The organism is Pseudomonas sp. R9.37, assembly GCF_963878885.1.
In the GTDB taxonomy this organism is placed as follows: Bacteria; Pseudomonadota; Gammaproteobacteria; order Pseudomonadales; family Pseudomonadaceae; genus Aquipseudomonas.
This window is the reverse complement of record NZ_CAWNZA010000032.1, coordinates 227,125-240,551: the sequence shown is the minus strand read 5'-3', so window position 1 is coordinate 240,551 and position 13,427 is coordinate 227,125. Positions and strand designations below refer to the sequence as shown.

At 59.8% G+C, this 13,427-nt stretch carries 15 protein-coding genes; 7 read left to right on the top strand and 8 right to left on the bottom strand.

The window, feature by feature from the left end:
- Positions 1-1,009 precede the first annotated feature (1,009 nt).
- Both AACU78_RS16895 and AACU78_RS16890 read left to right on the top strand, forming a co-directional pair.
- Positions 1,010-1,366: a DUF6124 family protein gene (locus AACU78_RS16895; protein ID WP_106576909.1), complete on the top strand. Its 357-nt coding sequence runs from the start codon at positions 1,010-1,012 to the stop codon at positions 1,364-1,366.
- A 145-nt stretch (positions 1,367-1,511) separates the two neighbouring features.
- Positions 1,512-1,733: a hypothetical protein gene (locus tag AACU78_RS16890; protein ID WP_106576908.1), complete on the top strand. Its 222-nt coding sequence runs from the start codon at positions 1,512-1,514 to the stop codon at positions 1,731-1,733.
- Between the two features lie 113 nt (positions 1,734-1,846).
- Here the strand turns inward: AACU78_RS16890 and AACU78_RS16885 are convergent, their stop codons facing one another.
- Positions 1,847-3,034 carry an MFS transporter gene (locus AACU78_RS16885; RefSeq protein ID WP_106576907.1) on the bottom strand — a complete coding sequence of 396 codons (1,188 nt, stop codon included), beginning with the start codon at positions 3,032-3,034 and terminating at the stop codon, positions 1,847-1,849.
- A 494-nt stretch (positions 3,035-3,528) separates the two neighbouring features.
- Between AACU78_RS16885 and mqo the strand changes: the two genes are divergently transcribed.
- The gene (mqo, locus tag AACU78_RS16880; RefSeq protein WP_106576906.1) at positions 3,529-5,184 is read left to right on the top strand and encodes a malate dehydrogenase (quinone); all 1,656 of its coding nucleotides are present in this window, start codon (positions 3,529-3,531) and stop codon (positions 5,182-5,184) included.
- A 72-nt stretch (positions 5,185-5,256) separates the two neighbouring features.
- On the opposite strand, the gene AACU78_RS16875 is transcribed toward mqo, so the two are convergent.
- On the bottom strand, positions 5,257-5,922 hold the full coding sequence (locus tag AACU78_RS16875; RefSeq protein WP_106576905.1) for an NADPH-dependent F420 reductase: 666 nt from the start codon (positions 5,920-5,922) through the stop codon (positions 5,257-5,259).
- Positions 5,923-6,021: 99 nt separating this feature from the next.
- Here AACU78_RS16875 and AACU78_RS16870 point away from each other — a divergent pair, with 99 nt between their 5' ends.
- The gene (locus AACU78_RS16870; RefSeq protein WP_106576904.1) at positions 6,022-6,918 is read left to right on the top strand and encodes a LysR family transcriptional regulator; all 897 of its coding nucleotides are present in this window, start codon (positions 6,022-6,024) and stop codon (positions 6,916-6,918) included.
- 4 nt (positions 6,919-6,922) lie between these two features.
- Here the strand turns inward: AACU78_RS16870 and AACU78_RS16865 are convergent, their stop codons facing one another.
- Entirely contained in the window at positions 6,923-7,771 is an 849-nt protein-coding gene (locus tag AACU78_RS16865) for a LysR substrate-binding domain-containing protein (protein ID WP_106576903.1), read from the bottom strand.
- 98 nt (positions 7,772-7,869) lie between these two features.
- On the opposite strand from AACU78_RS16865, the gene AACU78_RS16860 reads away from it, so the two are divergent.
- Both AACU78_RS16860 and AACU78_RS16855 read left to right on the top strand, forming a co-directional pair.
- Positions 7,870-8,769 carry a DMT family transporter gene (locus AACU78_RS16860; protein WP_106576902.1) on the top strand — a complete coding sequence of 300 codons (900 nt, stop codon included), beginning with the start codon at positions 7,870-7,872 and terminating at the stop codon, positions 8,767-8,769.
- 131 nt (positions 8,770-8,900) lie between these two features.
- The gene (locus AACU78_RS16855) at positions 8,901-9,230 is read left to right on the top strand and encodes a YXWGXW repeat-containing protein (RefSeq protein WP_106576901.1); all 330 of its coding nucleotides are present in this window, start codon (positions 8,901-8,903) and stop codon (positions 9,228-9,230) included.
- A 56-nt stretch (positions 9,231-9,286) separates the two neighbouring features.
- Here the strand turns inward: AACU78_RS16855 and AACU78_RS16850 are convergent, their stop codons facing one another.
- From AACU78_RS16850 to AACU78_RS16840, 3 genes are all read right to left on the bottom strand, one after another.
- Entirely contained in the window at positions 9,287-9,661 is a 375-nt protein-coding gene (locus AACU78_RS16850; RefSeq protein ID WP_106576900.1) for a hypothetical protein, read from the bottom strand.
- A gap of 68 nt (positions 9,662-9,729) precedes the next feature.
- Positions 9,730-10,125 (bottom strand): PIN domain-containing protein, encoded by a 396-nt coding sequence (locus AACU78_RS16845; RefSeq protein ID WP_106576899.1) that lies wholly within the window; start codon positions 10,123-10,125, stop codon positions 9,730-9,732.
- The gene (locus tag AACU78_RS16840) at positions 10,122-10,379 is read right to left on the bottom strand and encodes an AbrB/MazE/SpoVT family DNA-binding domain-containing protein (RefSeq protein WP_106576898.1); all 258 of its coding nucleotides are present in this window, start codon (positions 10,377-10,379) and stop codon (positions 10,122-10,124) included. Before AACU78_RS16840 ends, AACU78_RS16845 begins: the two co-directional genes overlap by 4 nt.
- Positions 10,380-10,534: 155 nt before the next feature.
- On the opposite strand from AACU78_RS16840, the gene AACU78_RS16835 reads away from it, so the two are divergent.
- Entirely contained in the window at positions 10,535-10,927 is a 393-nt protein-coding gene (locus AACU78_RS16835) for a RidA family protein (RefSeq protein ID WP_106576897.1), read from the top strand.
- 1 nt (position 10,928) lies between these two features.
- On the opposite strand, the gene ppnN is transcribed toward AACU78_RS16835, so the two are convergent.
- Together ppnN and AACU78_RS16825 are read right to left on the bottom strand one after the other, a co-directional pair.
- Entirely contained in the window at positions 10,929-12,302 is a 1,374-nt protein-coding gene (gene ppnN, locus AACU78_RS16830) for a nucleotide 5'-monophosphate nucleosidase PpnN (RefSeq protein ID WP_106576896.1), read from the bottom strand.
- A gap of 149 nt (positions 12,303-12,451) precedes the next feature.
- Complete coding sequence (locus tag AACU78_RS16825; protein ID WP_106576895.1) at positions 12,452-13,276, bottom strand: aspartyl/asparaginyl beta-hydroxylase domain-containing protein; 825 nt, start codon at positions 13,274-13,276, stop codon at positions 12,452-12,454.
- Between the last annotated feature and the right edge of the window lie 151 nt (positions 13,277-13,427).

Genomic DNA, 13,427 nt, shown 5'->3' with positions numbered 1-13,427 from the left:
ACCCCGGTATCCCAGAGTTGGGAGGACTATTTTAATTAACAAGGTATAAAGCCAGGACAGCCGATGCCCCATAGATGTAAGAGTTCTGTGAGTTTGATTAGGAAATCAACCATCGCCGTTAGCAGTATCAAGACATTCATGTTTTCTTCTCTCGCGGGGGCAGCGCCGCGATAAGTGCGGTGTTGCGATCGTTGGGGAGCGGTTGCTGCTAGAAAAGATACTGCTTGATGAGTGAGGTCGTCAATAAGTTAGAGGGGTGTTGGTTGAGTTATTTTTACTTCGTGTCTGTGTATGGCTGTTTATATGCTGCGGTATTGTCTGGAGGCCTTGTGTTTTATGGGTTGTAGTCTGGTGTCGGGTACGTAGTAGGAATGGGTGGTTTGTTAATTCCTTGCTTGGGAAGTGAGTTGAGAAGCTATCGTGGATATAGAACTTAAACTCCTAGGTTAGGAAATGAGTTGGAAGCTATCGTAGATGCAGAAGTTAAAAGCCTAGGTTAGGAAGTGAGTTGGAAAGCTATCGTAGATACAGAAGTTGAAAGCTTAGGTTAGGAAGTGAGTTGGAAAGCTATCGTAGATACAGAAGTTAAAAGCCTAGGTTGGGAAGTGAGTTGGGAAGTCATCGTAGATACAGAAGTTAAAAGTCTAGGTTAGGAAGTGAGTTGGCAAACCATCGTAGAAACAGGAGTTAAAAGCCTAGCTGAGGAAGAGAGTTGAAAAGTACTGTCCTGTAGACGCTATGCAAAAGGTTCAGCATTCTGGCCCAGAAGACCAGCCGCGGGCTAGGTGGAATGTCTTTCCTTGAATTTGACCAGCCCGATCCGCCAAAGCACCAGATATCGGGGGCCTGCCGCGATACCTTTCCTTGAGATATTTCCCACGCTTTTCTCAGCTTGTTCGTCAGACCCACCATCGCTAACCTCCGCAAGCCGCTGCAAACCCAGCGGCCGGAGGTGGAAGTCCGTATTGCTAAGGCGTTTTAACTCCCGAAAATATTTGGAGCTTCGCCCATGCCTAAAAAATCACGCAATCCTTATGTCGATCAAAGCACTACGCCCGTCGATGCCAAGCTACAAACGGCTGCCCAGCGAGCAATTCACCATTACCTGCCGCCATCTGACGATACCGCTCCCGCCGATCTCCCAACCACCAACCTATTCCTAGTCAGCCCCAACATCGACACCGAAACCCTCTTAGCCAACGCCGCCGAAAACCTCGAATCCGCCAACCAAATGGCCGCAACCCTGGCCTTCGACCTCGAAGACCCCCACCGCGCCATAATCCTCGGCATCCAACAACTCATCGACCTAAGCGCTCTACTCGTCGCCCGAGCCCAAGACCAAGTCGCGCCTGCCGCCACCGCCTGACCCCCAACCCCGCCGCCTCACCCAAGGCGGCAACCTGAACCCATCCTGTCACCCAGCAAAGTTTCATAATTCCCCGCACCGTTGAGGACTACGCTCCCACTTAGAGAGGCCCCCCCGCACCTCCAGCCCACAGGGAACTGAAAACATGATCTCGAACCTGGTTAAAGTCGCGCTGATTGCTGGCACGTTGCTGTTGGGCGCTTGTTCGACGGGGTCGTCGGGCGGGAGTGGTGACCCTTGTTTTTCGGGGGGATGTCAGGCGTTTGGGGACCATAGCCCGAGCAAGGCGGCCAAGATGAATTTTGGCGGGAGCGGGTTGGGGAGTAGTTATGGGGAGTATGGGTCGGGGCTGTTGCATGATGATTGATGGGGTGGTGGGGCAATCAGAGGTGTGTTGACTGGCCCACCGCTATCGGGGGCAAGCCCCCTCCCACATTGGTGCAGGGCTCCCACATTCGTACAAGGGTGGCCTGAGATGTATCAGTGGCCGCCTTTCATGCGGCGGGCGATGAGGTAGATGCCCAGGCCTACCAGCGCTGTGGCGGCGCCGATGTAGCCGGTGCTCGTCCAGCCATACCCTGCGGTAATCGCCATCCCGCCAAACCACGGCCCCAGCGCGTTCGCCAGGTTGAATGCTGCGTGGTTGGACGCCGCCGCCAGGCTTGGGGCTTCGTGGGCGATGTCCATCAGGCGGATTTGCAGCGGCGCGGCCATGGCAATCATGGTGCCGACCAGGCCGATACCGAGTAGCACGCTCCACAGCGCACTGGCGGCGAAGGTGAAGAAGATCAGCACGGCCATCGACCACACCATAATCCAGCCCACGGCGCGAAATTGCATGCGGTCGAACAGTTTGCCGCCGGCGATGTTGCCGATGATGCCGCCGACGCCAAACGCGGCGAGGCCGAAGGGAATCCACTGGGGCGAGACTTTGGTCACTTCGAGCATGGTCGGGGCGAGGTAGCTGAACACGCAGAACATGCCGGCAAAGCCAATCGCGCCGATGGACAGGGCCATCCACACTTGCGGTTTGGTGAAGGCGCGCAGTTCTTTGCGCGGGTCGCTGCGTGGTTCGTCGTGGCGGTCGGGGACGAATTGCCAGACGAGGGCGATGGTGCATACGGCGATGGCGCTGACCAGGGCGAACGCCGAGCGCCAGCCCAGGTGTTGGCCCAGGAACGTGGCGATGGGGTTGCCGAGCAGCATGGCCAAGGTCAGGCCCATCATCACCCGGGCCACGGCGCCGGCGCGTTTGTCGTTGGGCACCATGCTCGAGGCGACGACGGCGGCGATGCCGAAGTAGGCGCCGTGGGGCAGGCCGCTGATGAAGCGGAAGGCCACCAGCGAGCCGAAGGTCGGGGTGAAGGCGGTGGCGAGGTTGCCCAGCGCGTACAGGCCCATCAGCAATAAGAGCATGTGTTTGCGCAGCAGCTTGGCGCCGAGGATGGCCAGCAGTGGCGCGCCGACCATGACGCCGAGGGCGTAGGCGCTGATGGCGTGGCCGACTTGGGGTTCGCTCAAATTCAAGTTGTGGGCGATGTCGGGCATCAGGCCCATGATGGCGAATTCGCCAGTGCCGATCGCGAAGGCGCCCACGGCCATGGCAGCTTCCATTTTGGCGGCGCTGCGCGCGGGCAGTACGTGCCCGGGTGTTTGCTGGATAGTCATGGGTAACTCTGTTTGGAAGGATTGCACGAAGGACTGCCGCCGATGCTACGCAAGCAACGGCGGAGGTGTCTAGAACAGCCGTTTGCAGCAGAGTTCAGTTTCATCTGGCCACCTGTGACGCCACGTCGCGCCTGCCAGGCTTGACACTGACGGGTTAAAACCCGCGATTTAGAGCTGTCAATTGGCCAAACGGCGCATAAACGCCCTGTGGCGTGATATTCTGCGCGCCGTCTTGGTCTGGTCTTTCCCCGGCACGTACACCCGTATACGTCCCGGCGGTTGGCTGTCGTCCAGGTAGCTGAAGCCAATAATGATAAAAAGTCAGCGCAGAAGGGACATAAACAGTGAGGTCGATACGTCGGCCTTGTGTGCCCACCCTGCGGCTCTCTCGTAAATGTGCAAACCCCGCGGCGCGCTGCCTGGCGCGGCGTGATAGAGGGTTGCCCATGCTCAGGGGCGGTAGGGCGGATGGCGTTTTATCATAGGTGCTACTGATGTTTAAAAAAGTAAACACTGCCCTGCTGGGGCTGGCTTTGTCGATGGGGATCACCTCCGTTCACGCGGAAGAGGCAAAGAAAGTCGATGTGCTGCTGATCGGCGGCGGCATCATGAGTGCGACCCTGGGTGTTTGGCTCAACGAGCTGCAGCCGGACTGGTCGATGGAGATGGTCGAGCGCCTGGATGGCGTGGCCGAAGAAAGCTCCAACGGCTGGAACAACGCCGGTACCGGTCACTCGGCCCTGGCTGAGCTGAACTACACCCCGGAAAACAAGGACGGCACCGTTGAGATCCCGAAAGCGGTCGAGATCAACGAAGCGTTCCAGATCTCCCGTCAGTTCTGGTCCTGGCAGGTCCAGCAGGGCGTGTTGAAGAACCCACGTTCGTTCATCAACTCCACACCGCACATGAGCTTCGTGTGGGGCGATGACAACATCAAGTTCCTGAAAAAACGCTACGAAGCCCTGCAAGCAAGCCCGCTGTTCGCTGGCATGCAGTACTCCGAAGACCCGGCGCAGATCGCCAAGTGGGTTCCGCTGATGATGGAAGGGCGTGACCCGAACCAGAAAATCGCGGCCACCTGGACCCCGATCGGCACCGACGTGAACTTCGGCGAGATCACCCGCCAGTTCGTTGCCCACCTGCAAACCACGCCGAAGTTTGATCTGAAACTGTCGAGCGAAGTGCAGGACATCACCAAGAACGCCGACGGTTCGTGGCGTGTGAGCTACAAAAACCTGAAAGACGGCACCAAGACTGAAACCGACGCCAAGTTCGTGTTCATCGGCGCCGGCGGCGGTGCACTGCACCTGCTGCAGAAGTCGGGCATTCCTGAAGCCAAGGAATACGCGGGCTTCCCGGTGGGCGGTTCGTTCCTGGTGACCGATAACCCAGCGATTGCCGAGCAGCACCTGGCCAAGGCCTACGGTAAGGCTTCGGTTGGCGCGCCACCGATGTCGGTTCCGCACCTGGACACCCGCGTGCTGGATGGCAAGCGTGTAATCCTGTTTGGCCCATTCGCGACCTTCTCGACCAAGTTCCTGAAAGAAGGCTCGTACCTGGACCTGCTGACCAGCACCACTACCCACAACATCTGGCCAATGACCAAAGTCGGTATTCGTGAATACCCACTGGTCGAGTACCTTGCCGGCCAACTGATGCTGTCGGATGACGACCGCTACAACGCCCTGAAAGAGTACTTCCCGAACGCCAAGAAAGAAGACTGGCGCCTGTGGCAAGCCGGTCAGCGCGTGCAGATCATCAAGCGTGACGAAGAGCAGGGCGGCGTCCTGAAACTCGGCACCGAAGTGGTCAGCTCCGCCGACAACACCATCGCCGGCCTGTTGGGTGCATCGCCAGGCGCGTCGACCGCGGCTCCGATCATGCTCACCGTGCTGCAGAAAGTGTTCAAGGACAAGGTCGCGACCCCTGAGTGGCAGGCAAAACTGCACCAGATCGTACCGAGCTACGGCACCAAGCTGAATGACAGCCCTGAGGCTGTTGCGAAGGAGTGGGCTTACACTGCCAGCATCCTGCAACTGACCCCACCGCCTGCGATTCCGCAGTTGAACGCGCCAAAGGCAACCGAAGCCACCGAGGCTGCCAAGTCTGCGGCTGAGCCGAGCAAGCCGGCGTCTGACCTGGCGCTGTAAGCCAAAGGTTAAACCGCTGTAAGAAGCCCGCTGAACCGGTCACGGTCAGCGGGCTTTTTTGTGCGCGCGTGTTCAGGCACGCACGCGTTCGACCGGCGGCAGTTCCACCGTGCGTTCAGCAGCTGCTAGCGCCGCAGTTAAACCCGCTTGGTCCAGCGGCACGCAGTACGCAGGTTTTGCCCGCTCAAAACGCCAGCTTTCATCCAGCCCTCCTGCGTCTACGGCGTCGAAACCGAGCTCGTCGAGCAGCTTGATGACCTGCGCCTTCGCTGCGGCGTCATCGGCGGCCACCGGCAGTGCACGGCGGTCGGGCGCGCCGTGGGGGCGGGCGTCTTGCGTCAGGTCGGGGGCAAAAATCGCATTGAACACCTTGACCACGTGGGAATGCGGTAGATGTTCGGCGAGCAGCCGACTGGTGGTGGTTTCAAAGCGGTCCAGCACGGCGATATGCCCGTCGCGGTTGGGGTAGTAATTGTTGGCGTCCAGCACCGTTTTGCCTTCCAGCCATTGCGCGGGCACGCTGCGGTAGTGTTCAAACGGAATGGCCACCAGCACGACATCGCCAAACCGGGCGGCGTCCTCGGCACTGCCCACCTCAACGCCGAGCAGGCCGCTGAGCACACTGCTCATGGTCTGCGGGCCACGAGAATTACTCAGCATCACCTCATGCCCGGCGGCCAGCGCCAGCTGTGCCACGGCCCGCCCGATGAAACCTGCTCCAATCACGCCGATCTTCATGGTCTTGCTCCTCGTAAGTCATCGAGCAGCTATGATGATTAGCAACTGGCTGGCGATAAATAAGCGTTTTGGCGTGGGTGTTGTTACTGGGAGTAGGCAATGATGGACCGTCTTTCAAGCATGCATGCCTTTGTGATGGCCGCCGAGTTGGGCTCCTACGCCCGCGCCGCCGAGCGCTTGAACATGTCCGCGCAAATGGTTGCCAAGCATGTTGCCGCCCTGGAGCAACGCCTCGGCGCGCGCTTGCTTAACCGCACCACGCGTCGGCAAAGCCTGACGGAGCTGGGGCACGCGTACTACGAACGCTGCAAACATATCCTGACGGAGGCCGAGGCTGCCGATTCGCTCGCCCAGATCATGAATGACACGCCGCGCGGCAAGCTGAGAGTCACCGCCCCGGTCACCTTCGGTTCCTACAGCCTGATGCCGCTGATTACCGCGTTTTTGCGTGACAACCCGGACGTAGAAATTGACCTGCACCTGACGGATCGTTTCGTCGATTTGGTGGAGGAAGGCTATGAGGCGGCGTTTCGTATTGGCCCTTTGGCCACCACCGGTTTAACGGCCCGGCCCTTGGCACCTTATCGCTTGGTGGTGTGTGCGGCGCCAGCGTATCTGGCGGTGCGAGGGACGCCACAGTGCCCGGCGGACCTGGCGCAACATGAATGCCTGGGCTACGCCTTTTGGTCACGCCCGGCGGACCGTGAATGGGTCTTCCACCAGGGCGCGACGCCCTACACGGTGCAGGTCGCCAGCCGCCTTCAAATCAACGAAAGCCGGGCATTGATGTCGGCGGCACTGGATGGCTTCGGCATTGTGCTGGGCGCCGAAGACTTCCTGCGTCCGGCCTTGGCCCGGGGCGAGTTGGTGCGGGTACTGCCGGCATTTGAGGCGCCCAGCCGCCCCATGCACCTGGTTTACACCGCCAACCGACAGCGCACCGCCAAGTTGCGGCGGTTTGTCGAGGCGGTGCTGGCACGCTTCGGCCAGGCGTGAGGGCTCAAATGTGGAAGCCCTGTTTTACCTGCGCATACAGATGCAGGGCCAGCGCATTGCTGCTATCGCACAGCAGGTACGGATGATGCACCGGCAGTGGGGGTAACTCGAACCCTGCAATCTTTTGCGTCAGCCCGCTGCCCATGCGGCTTTCTTCGATCAACCCCACCGCCACGCCGCTGCGGATACAGGCCTCGACCGCCGTGGAATTGGGGCTCTCCAGCAATACCCGGTGGTAAATCCCGTGATCCTTCAGCGCCTGCAACGCCGCCGCACGGTACGGGCAGCCGGCAACCGGCACGGTGATCGGCAGCGCCGCATTCGGCGCGCAACTGAAGCCCTCGGCCGCCACCCACAACGGCTGCACTGGCCCCAGGCGTTCGCCCTGAGCCAGCGGTTGTGCGCTGACGGTGATGGCCAGGTCGAGCTGATTGGCCATAAACATATTCAGCAGTTCACCGCTGGTGCGCGCTTCGACTTCCAGCTCCAGCAAGGGGTTGTCGGCGATCAAGCGCGGCAAAAACGCCTGCATGAACGCCGGCGCATAGGTATCGGGAATGCCCAGACGAATCTTGCCCTGCATGCGCTGTGGCATCAGCGCGATCAGCAGGCGGTCATGGCTCTTGAGAAACTCGGTGGTTTCGCCGAGCAGTTTCTGGCCATACAGGGTCAGCTCCACGCCCTGGTTGCTGCGGCTAAACAGGCGCTGGCCGATTTGCTCCTCGAGCTTTTGAATTTGCGTAGTCACGGTCGACGCGCTGCGGTGCACATGTTCGGCCGCCTCGTTGAAGCGCCGAAAGCGCGCCACGGCGTGAAAAGTGCGTAACAAGTCGATGTTCAGTTGTTTGGCCATGATTCCACTATTGCGAATTTATGGTGCAAGTAATTCAAATATACAGAAGCATGCGCGGCCCTTAGCCTTTGAGTCAACGTGCACTGACGGGAGGCCTCATGACGCGATCAACCTTGAAACGGCTGCTCTTGCAGGTGGCGTTTGTGCTGTCCTGGAGCTCCGGCTACATCGGCGCCAAGTTGGGTACGCAAGGCAGCGGGGCATTCAACTTGCTGTTCTGGCGCTTCCTGCTGGTGTCGGTGTGCCTGGGGCTGTTTTTGAACGTGAAGCTGTTGAAGGTGACCTGGGCTCAGATTCGCCATTACGCCGTGATCGGCTTTCTCTCGCAGTTCCTCTACCTGAGCTGCCTGTATGTGGCGATCCAAAACGGATTGCCGCCCGGCATTGCGGCCATCATCGCGGCGCTGCAGCCGTTGATGACGGCGGCATTGTCGACCGGAAGCGCTGCCGAGCGCAGCGGTGGCTGGCAGTGGGTCGGGTTGACGATCAGCTTTGCCGGGGTCTCCATCGTGATCGCCGGGCAGTACAGCAGTGGCGGGCAGAGCGTCGGCTTTGTCATGTACTTGTTGCCACTGGCCGCAGCGCTGGGGCTGACGCTGGCGACCTTGTACGAGCGCCGTACCGCGCAGCGCCAGGACGCGGGGTTGGTGTTGCCGCTGTTCATCCAGTCGTTGCTCACGCTGATCGGCTTTTCCGGCGCCGTGCTCTATACCGGCACCTTCAGTGTTCCTCATGACTCGGACGTGTTGATCTCTATCGCCTGGCTGACGGTGTTTTCCACATTCGTCGCGTATTTGAGCTTGTGGATGTTGTTGCGGGTAATGACAGCGACCCACGTGGCAGCGCTGGTCTATCTGGAGCCACCGGTCACCCTGGTGTGGGCGGCGTTGATGTTCGGCGATGCCATCCAGGGCTCAACCTACGCCGGCATTGCAGTGGTGGTGGCGGGGCTGGTGCTGGTGCGTCTGAAACAACCGACCGTCGCCTGTACTTCCTGAGGTCCGCAGGTTCAGCAAGCCGACAGACATCACCTGTTAAAAAGAACCCATAGCCAAGCAGGAGCGCGGCTGAAACATGGGGGCATTTTTTACTGGTGCAGGTGCTGGGCGTACGCGCCCGAGGATTTTGTATGTTGCTACGTTATGCGGCATTGGCGGCAGTTGTCGTCGCAGCGTCCGGGTGTGTGCAAGAGCGTGTGGTGCATGAGCGCGGGCCGGTACAGCGTGAGTATGTCGAAGTGGTCGCGCCGCAACCGCCGCCGGTTCAAGTGATCGAGGTCGAACCGGCGCCGCGCTACGGTTATGTCTGGTCACGCGGCTACTGGCGCTGGGCCGGCGGGCGATACGTCGCGGTGCACGGCCATTGGGAGCAAGTGCGCGAAGGCTATCGTTATGTGCATCCGCATTGGGTGCAGCGCAATGACGGTTACCACTGGCAGGGTGGTGGCTGGGTTCGCTGAACCCTGGCCGAACGCCTTGCCGCAGGCGTGAGCGGGTTCGCGCCTGTAAAAAATCGCTAGGTCGGCTTTTGGGTGCCCAGCAGCCGAACCTCCCGCAGTAACGCGGCACCGAGCTGATCGGTGCCCAATTCCTTGTAGCCCACCGCCTTGATCTCGCCGTTTTCTTCTGCCTGGATGATGATCACCGGCGTTTCCTTGCCGGTGGCTTCGTCCACATGCAGGGCGTACTGGGGAATATCCAGCTTGATCGGCGTGCCCGCTGCCTTGCCTTGCACATTGATCAGGAACGCCGCGCAGCCTGTGTCGACATCCACACTGGTGGCGGGGCGGCCGCTGACGAAGCAGGTCTGCGGCAGGTCGGGCCAGGCGATGGTGTCGGCCAGGGTAAAGGTCGGCGTCAGGGCCAAGGCTGCGAGCAAAAGCGTGCGCACGTTGGGTTTCTCTCGATCAAGGGTAGAGGCGGTTTTTACCAAAGCCCGCAATTCACTGCAACGCTGCCTCAGGTCAGGCGTTTCATCCCGGTGGCCTTGGCCGCGTTGAGGTCAAAGGTGGCGGTGTATTCACAGCCTGCCGCATGGGCACAGCGCTCTATCAGGTAGTCGGCAAACTCGGCTTTGCCTGCCGTGAATCGTCGCAGCGCCTGCCAGATGATCTCGGCATGTTCGACGGTCAATTCACGCGTACGCAGCAGCGTTTCCAGAACCGTCACCACGTCACTCTTGGCCGATTGGTAGCAGCTTTGTAACACCCATACCAGTTCCACCACGCACACCAGGCTGACAAAACCCGGCGAAAGCGTGGTGAGCGATTCGATCAGCTCGGACGCCTTCGGGGATTGAACGGGATCATCCTGGGTGACATACCGCACCAGCACATTGGTATCCAGGCCGATCATTGCGCTTTTGCTCCCTGCGCAGCGATGGCGCGGTTCATGTCGTCAATCGACACGGCCTGGGCGGGCTTGCGGATCAACCCCTTGAGGTCCTGAACGGTTTTGCTCGCGGCGATGATGGAAAACTTGCCGTCTTCCGTTTCGACAAATTCAACCCGGTCGCCGGTTTCCAGGCCGAGTGCGGTCCTGACTTGGACAGGGATGGTGATTTGCCCTTTTGAAGTAAGTGTGGCGGTCGCCATAGTGAAGATCTCCATCGTAATGTTCCTTACCCTAAGGTAAGGATTGATGAAGGACAAGATCCGTTGGTCCATAGGTCGCTCTGCTGGTAGGCGTGGGTGGGAACAGGTAAAACCCTAGTTCGAAGTTTTCACGTTCACACGCTTTTTAGAGCCCTCAAGAGATACAAGCTATGACCGACCGCCACCGCATCATCCCGCCCGCCATGCAACCCATCGTAGAGCGCGCGGGCTACGTGCCTGCCGTAAAAGTTGGCAACACTTTGTATTGCGCAGGCCAGGTCGGCCGCACGCCGGAATTGGCCGTGATAGAAGACCCCGAGGCGCAATTCATCGCCGCCTGGGAGAACCTGCGGCAAGTGTTGGAGGAGGGCGGCTGCCGTTTTGAAGACGTGGTCGACATGACCACGTATCACGTTGATATGAGCCAGCACATGGCGGTTTTTCGCGAGGTGAAAAACCGCCTGTTCCCACGCGGGCATTGCGCCTGGACGACCATTGGCGTGTCAGAACTGGCGCATCCCGGGTTACTGGTGGAAATCAAATGTGTGGCGGTACAGCGCTAATTCATTGCACAACGCGATAGCACGGCACATACGCGGCACCGCCCGGCAGCTTCATGCGGTGCTGGGCGACAAACGCCTGTAGCAGCTCGTCCAGCGGTTTCATGATGGCCGGGTCGCCGTGGATTTCGTACGGGCCGTGCTGCTCGATCAGGCGAATGCCCTTGTCCTTGACGTTACCGGCCACGATCCCCGAGAACGCACGGCGCAGGTTGGCGGCCAGTTCGTGGGGCGCCAGGGCGTGGCTCAGTTGCAGGCTGGCCATGTTTTCGTGGGTCGGGTCGAATGGGCGCTGGAAACCTTCGTCGATCTTCAGCAGCCAGTTGAAGTGGAAGGCGTCGTTGCGCTCGCGGCGGAACTGCTTCACGGCCTTGAGCCCGGCCGTCATCTGGCGCGCGACTTCGGCTGGGTCGTCGATGATGATCTGGTAGTGCGCCTGCGCCGCTTCGCCGAGGGTGGCACCGACGAAGGCATGCAGTTGTTGCAGGTACGGCGCCGCATGTTTCGGCCCGGTGAGGATGACCGGGAACGGCACGTCGCGGTTGTCCGGGTGCATCAGGATGCCCAGCAGGTACAGGAACTCTTCAGCCGTGCCGGCGCCGCCCGGGAAGATGATGATGCCGTGGCCTACGCGCACGAAGGCTTCCAGGCGTTTTTCGATGTCCGGCAGGATCACCAGCTCGTTAACGATCGGGTTTGGCGCTTCGGCAGCGATGATGCCCGGCTCGGTCAGGCCCAGGTAGCGGCCGCCGGTGATGCGCTGTTTGGCGTGGGAAATGGTCGCGCCTTTCATCGGACCTTTCATCACGCCGGGGCCGCAGCCGGTGCACACGTCGAGGCTGCGCAGGCCCAGTTCGTGGCCGACTTTCTTGGTGTATTTGTATTCTTCGGTATTGATCGAGTGGCCGCCCCAACACACCACGATTTTCGGCTCGACACCCGGGCGCAACGTACGGGCGTTGCGCAGCAGGTGGAACACGTAGTCGGTGATGCCCTGGGAATTGCTCAGGTCGATGCGCTGGCTGTCCAGCTCGTTCTCGGTGTAGACGATGTCGCGCAGGGCGCTGAACAGCATTTCGCGGGTGCTGGCGATCATTTCTCCGTCGACGAAGGCGTCGGCCGGCGCATTCAACAGTTCCAGGCGTACGCCGCGATCCTGTTGATGGATACGCACTTCAAAGTCTTTGTAGGCGTCGAGGATGGTCTTGGCGTTGTCGATGTGCGCGCCGGTGTTAAGGATGGCCAAAGCGCACTGGCGGAACAACGTGTAGATGCTGCCGGTGCCGGCTTCGCTCAGTTGCTGGACTTCACGCTGGGACAGGGTTTCGAGGCTGCCCTTGGGGCTGACGGAGGCATTGATGACTTGACGTTGGGGCATTCTGATTCCTTGAAAGCACAGCCACCGCACCCGCCAGGGGTGGCGATGGCTGGAGAATGGTGAGCGCCGAACTCGGTCGCACGAGACGCACAGTTTGGCAGGCATGAGGCCGTGCGCAAACTCCGTCCAGCACCATCATGCCGCAGAACTTACTGAATCAGCTTCCAGTTTTTGTAGAAAACCCGACGCAGGGTGAACACCAGCCCGGCAAAGCCCGAGATCACGGCGTTGAGCACGGAGGGCAGCAAGGTCGGCCGCACAATATCGATGAACAGGCAGTAACGCTTGGCGTCGTTCTTGTTGAAGGACGCGTGCATCAGCGTGTCATCGAAGATAAACAGTGGGTCGTCGTGCCAGTAATGCTTGTGTTTGCCCACCTGGATGTAAACACCCTCGTGGTGCGGCGCCGGCGCCATGTTGTAGAGCACTCGGAACATCATGCGCAGCGGGCCGAAGTGGAACGACGTCGAGCGGTTTTCGTTGAACACCGACACCCCGATGGTCTTCACGAACGGCAGTTTTTTGCGCAGCTGCGGGATGTCCAGCGTGGTTTCGATCGGGCGGCCGTACCATTGGAAAAACAACATGCCGCGCTTTTTCTCGGCCATGCGTTCGTCCAGGTAACCGATGATTTCGTCCTTGTGGGCCATGGCGTCGTCGATTACCTGTTGCAGGTCTTCACGCCAGGCGGGCGGCAGGTCGTTCATGGTGTAGACGTGGCGGTTGCGCAGGCTGAAGAGGTCGAACAGGGTATTGAACGGCGCCAATATCCAGGTGTTGCGGCCGTTGCCAACGAAGTATTTCTTGATCGTGTCGCGGTCGTACAGGCCGTTGCGCAGGAAGTCATAAATGCCGCAGAACAGCACCAGCAACAGAAATACCAGGGTGGTGCGCGGGAAGCAGTACATGAACAACAGAACGCCCAGCACCCAGGCGGCTGAGACCAGCTTTTTTTGAACAGCACTTTTACTCATGAAGCGTGGCTCCGAACCTGAAACAAAGCGAAACAATGTTGCCATGATAGTGGGTTCCGGCGGCGCTGGGCGTTTTAAATATTGCGAAATTGTGAAGGCCTGGCACAGTTTTTAACCCGCGCGGTGGCGTATCCGGCCTTTTGTTGATTGG

What these genes read in the sequence shown, in the direction of transcription:
- AACU78_RS16860 (WP_106576902.1), top strand. Translation starts at nt 7,870, where the DNA reads ATGACGCGATCAACCTTGAAACGGCTGCTCTTGCAGGTGGCGTTTGTG.
- AACU78_RS16885 (WP_106576907.1), bottom strand. Translation starts at nt 3,034, where the DNA reads ATGACTATCCAGCAAACACCCGGGCACGTACTGCCCGCGCGCAGCGCC.
- AACU78_RS16835 (WP_106576897.1), top strand. Translation starts at nt 10,535, where the DNA reads ATGACCGACCGCCACCGCATCATCCCGCCCGCCATGCAACCCATCGTA.
- AACU78_RS16875 (WP_106576905.1), bottom strand. Translation starts at nt 5,922, where the DNA reads ATGAAGATCGGCGTGATTGGAGCAGGTTTCATCGGGCGGGCCGTGGCA.
- AACU78_RS16890 (WP_106576908.1), top strand. Translation starts at nt 1,512, where the DNA reads ATGATCTCGAACCTGGTTAAAGTCGCGCTGATTGCTGGCACGTTGCTG.
- AACU78_RS16865 (WP_106576903.1), bottom strand. Translation starts at nt 7,771, where the DNA reads ATGGCCAAACAACTGAACATCGACTTGTTACGCACTTTTCACGCCGTG.
- AACU78_RS16840 (WP_106576898.1), bottom strand. Translation starts at nt 10,379, where the DNA reads ATGGAGATCTTCACTATGGCGACCGCCACACTTACTTCAAAAGGGCAA.
- ppnN (WP_106576896.1), bottom strand. Translation starts at nt 12,302, where the DNA reads ATGCCCCAACGTCAAGTCATCAATGCCTCCGTCAGCCCCAAGGGCAGC.
- AACU78_RS16855 (WP_106576901.1), top strand. Translation starts at nt 8,901, where the DNA reads ATGTTGCTACGTTATGCGGCATTGGCGGCAGTTGTCGTCGCAGCGTCC.
- mqo (WP_106576906.1), top strand. Translation starts at nt 3,529, where the DNA reads ATGTTTAAAAAAGTAAACACTGCCCTGCTGGGGCTGGCTTTGTCGATG.
- AACU78_RS16825 (WP_106576895.1), bottom strand. Translation starts at nt 13,276, where the DNA reads ATGAGTAAAAGTGCTGTTCAAAAAAAGCTGGTCTCAGCCGCCTGGGTG.
- AACU78_RS16895 (WP_106576909.1), top strand. Translation starts at nt 1,010, where the DNA reads ATGCCTAAAAAATCACGCAATCCTTATGTCGATCAAAGCACTACGCCC.
- AACU78_RS16845 (WP_106576899.1), bottom strand. Translation starts at nt 10,125, where the DNA reads ATGATCGGCCTGGATACCAATGTGCTGGTGCGGTATGTCACCCAGGAT.
- AACU78_RS16870 (WP_106576904.1), top strand. Translation starts at nt 6,022, where the DNA reads ATGATGGACCGTCTTTCAAGCATGCATGCCTTTGTGATGGCCGCCGAG.